General features: G+C 64.4%; 2 protein-coding genes. Both read right to left on the reverse strand.

Annotated features, from left to right (window positions below):
- The coding region (locus J2Y49_RS32315) for a Tn3 family transposase (RefSeq protein ID WP_310119868.1) at positions 1-2364 on the reverse strand (2364 nt) is incomplete at its 3' end.
- A 142-nt stretch (positions 2365-2506) separates the two neighbouring features.
- The gene (locus J2Y49_RS32320) at positions 2507-3085 is read right to left on the reverse strand and encodes a recombinase family protein (protein WP_310119869.1); all 579 of its coding nucleotides are present in this window, start codon (positions 3083-3085) and stop codon (positions 2507-2509) included.
- Between the last annotated feature and the right edge of the window lie 176 nt (positions 3086-3261).

Below are 3261 nucleotides of genomic sequence, written 5' to 3' on the forward strand. Positions count from 1 at the left end.
GCTGCTTGAGGAGCGCTTCGCGGCGCACGGGGCCCCTCTGTGGACTATCCGGACAGCCGCCTCCAGTTCCCTCTTGACTGTCCATGTAACGCTCGCGCCTCCAGTGTCCGTGTAATGCTCCTCGATCTCCAAACCGCTCTGGTGATGGAGAAGGCCGTCGATGACGTGAGGTGCCTCGCTGGCGGTCGCCGCGATCACCTTGGTGTGGAAGGGGCCGTACTGATCGGAGACATGGGTGTAGAAGGCGATGCCCGGCTCGTTGCCGTGATGGGCGTTCACATCGCCGACGGCTTCGCCGCGACCGCCGGCGCGGTAGAATTGCCCGTCGGAGGATGACGTACGCCCGTCACCCCAGACGGCGGCCAATGGCAAGGCTCTGTGCGTGTCGATGATGCAGGCGAGCGCCACCATGTAGGTGTCGTCGCGGATGTGCCAGTCATGCATCCAAGCAAGTTGCCGCATGGATGCCCCTTGGCATGCTTCGGCCATCCGGGACAGCCCGAGGTTGATGCCGTCGGCCAGCACAGCGGTCAATGTTGCCGCCCTGTCGTCAGCGGGCCGGCCGCTCCGTTGGTGCGTGAAGCAGCCGGAGAAGTCGGTCCAGCCATCCACCTCCAGCAGAAGGTCGGTGATCTTGACCCGTGGCATGAGATCGTAAGCTCGGCGGCCAAGGTCTTCCGCCTCCGGTGGGGTCGTGTCCCGGATCGGCGTGACGCGGAGTTCGCCGTCGGACAGGTCGACGTCTTCAAGCAACCCCTGTTTGGCAAGGTCCGCCACGTCGGCAACGATCCGGTCGAGTTCCGCGCCTCTTTCAGCAAGGTGTCCGTCAGCGCTCCGTGGAACGGCAACGGGCAACGCCCCCTCCTCGTGAAGGATGTCGAAGGTTGGGCGCGGCATGAGGCAGCTCTCGAAATCCCGGTACTGGCGGCTCCCCTCCACCCAGACGTCGCCTGCCCGCAACCGGTCACGCAGTTCGGATAGCGCGCAGATTTCGTAGGCTCTCCGGTCGATGCCCTCCTTCTTGATGACGAAGGGGCGCCAGGAGCGTCGGATGAAGCCGGTCGGTGGCTTCTCGGGCAGAGTGCGGCGCCCGGCGGCGTACATGACGCGAATGGTGTCGAGCGCCCGCAACAACGGCGTCACCGAGGCACTGCCGAGAAAGCTGAAACGATTGAGGAGCGTGGGAGCGAAGGCCCGGACGGTGGCGTAGCGGCCAAGCATCTCGGTGCGCGGGTCGGCGATCTCCGGCTTCGCCAGGGCTTCGCTGTCGGTGACGCATTTCATGAAACGGAACCAGCCGACCCCCTGGTCGACGGCTTCGTAGGGATCGGTGCCAGCCTCCCGAGCGCCGATCACCGCCTTACACGCGGTCAGCAGCACCCGCAACTGGGTCTGGGTGTCCCGGACGGAGCGCAGGGTGTTTTCCGCCGTCCGGCGCTCGGCCTTCCGTGCCAGACTGCCGATCAGCTTGTCGAACATCGACAGGGTGACATCGGTCAGATCCATCTCCAGGCGAATCGCGGTGGCGGCGAGCACGGCACGCTGGCGCGACGTCGCCAGATCCTGAAGATGCTGCGGCGTCATCCGCAGGCCCTCGGCCGCGAGCCGCTCGAACGCGACCTCCGGCACGCGAGTGCGCAACGCCCGGTCGATGCCAAGCTCCTTCAAGGCGGAAAGGCGCTCAATGACCGCCAGCATGTTGCGGGCGGTGGGGGCTGCCGGCACCCGACGCAACCAAGCGAGCATTGTCGTTTCAGTGTCGGCCCGCAAGGTCAGCAATCGGTCGAGCGCTTCGGTTGTCCGCTGGTCGACACCATCGACAAGGGCACGATGCAGAACCCGTTCGGCCCGGCCGCGAGCCTGATGGAGCATCAGTTCCAGGATCGCCGCAGAAGGGATCAGGATACGACGGCGGCGGAACTCATCGATCAGGGTGGTCGCCAGAATGATCGGGTCCCGTGTAATCTGTGCCTTGGAGGTCAGCCAAGCAGCAAGGTCGCGAAAGAGGGTTCGATCAAAGGCGCGGTGACCGGTCCGTGCCATGATCGCGGCGACCTGCTCCCGCCGGTTCTGGTCACGTCGACTGTAGGCGATGAAATCGTCAGGTTCGGCGCCCACTTGGCGGGCAACGAACGCCAGCAGCGCGATGGGCGGGCGCTCGTCCGGCCCGGGAATGCGCCCGGGATGATGGAGATAGCAGAGCAGAATGGCACAGCCCAGGCGGGTGTGCGCCGTGCGGCGGAGGGTGACGATGTCGAGATCGTCCCTGCTGAGCGTATAGTGGCGCACCATCGCGCGTTCGTCGTCCGGCACCGCCAGGAGCCTTGCCCACTGGTCTTCGGTCAACAGCCGTCGACGCGCCATATTTCCAATCTCCCATTACCTCGTTTTCGGGAGAGAATAGTGATGCGGGTCCGAGGCTGTCACGGAGTGAGCTGTCCGAGACACCGCTTCCAATCTTTAGCGGCCCGGCAGCCGCGGAACAGCAAAATTGACAACGGGTCGATCAGGAACCGGAGACAGCAGTTTTGGGAGTTTGAAGCGCAAACGCCCGGTACAGCGTTGATGCATGGACATTGAGAATTTGGGCTGCCTCGCGGGGAGATCGCCCTTCATCGACCAAGCGCCGAGCGAGAGCGATCTGGTCAGCGGTCAATTTCGGCGGCCGGCCGAACCGTACGCCGCGCGCTCTGGCGGCTACGCGGCCAATGCCGGTCCGCTCGGCGATCAGAGAGCGCTCGAATTCGGCGATGCCGGCGAACACGGTCAGGATCATCCGGCCAGCCGGCGAGGTAGTGTCGGCCCAAGGCTCCGCGAGCGACCGGAGACCCGCACCGGCTTCGCGGAGCTGCTCCGCAATATCGAGAAGATTGCGGGTTGACCGGGCCAGCCTGTCGAGGCGCGTGACCGTCACAACGTCATCGGCCCGGAGTTGATCGATCAGCCGGGCAAGCTGTGGCCGGACGCGTTTTGCTCCGGAGACCTTCTCCTCATAGATTCGCTGACAGCCGGCCGCCTGTAGGGACGCCCGCTGCTGCGAAAGATCCTGGTCGTCAGTTGAGACGCGCGCATAGCCGATGAGCATGGAACACCCGTCGCTAAAATCATCGCAGAACTCTTTCCTTTTGCGATAGATTTTTGCAACATCAAAATCCCCAGGCATCGTTGTGACCTTCAGAGATAGGTGGCGGTCGTTCTCCAGCGCTATGTGGCACCGATGACGAGCGTACTCCGCGCGGCCTCGACCACATCGTCGGTGAT

Origin of the sequence: Azospirillum sp. BE72, from assembly GCF_031455875.1 — a bacterium.
Taxonomy (GTDB): Bacteria; Pseudomonadota; Alphaproteobacteria; order Azospirillales; family Azospirillaceae; genus Azospirillum.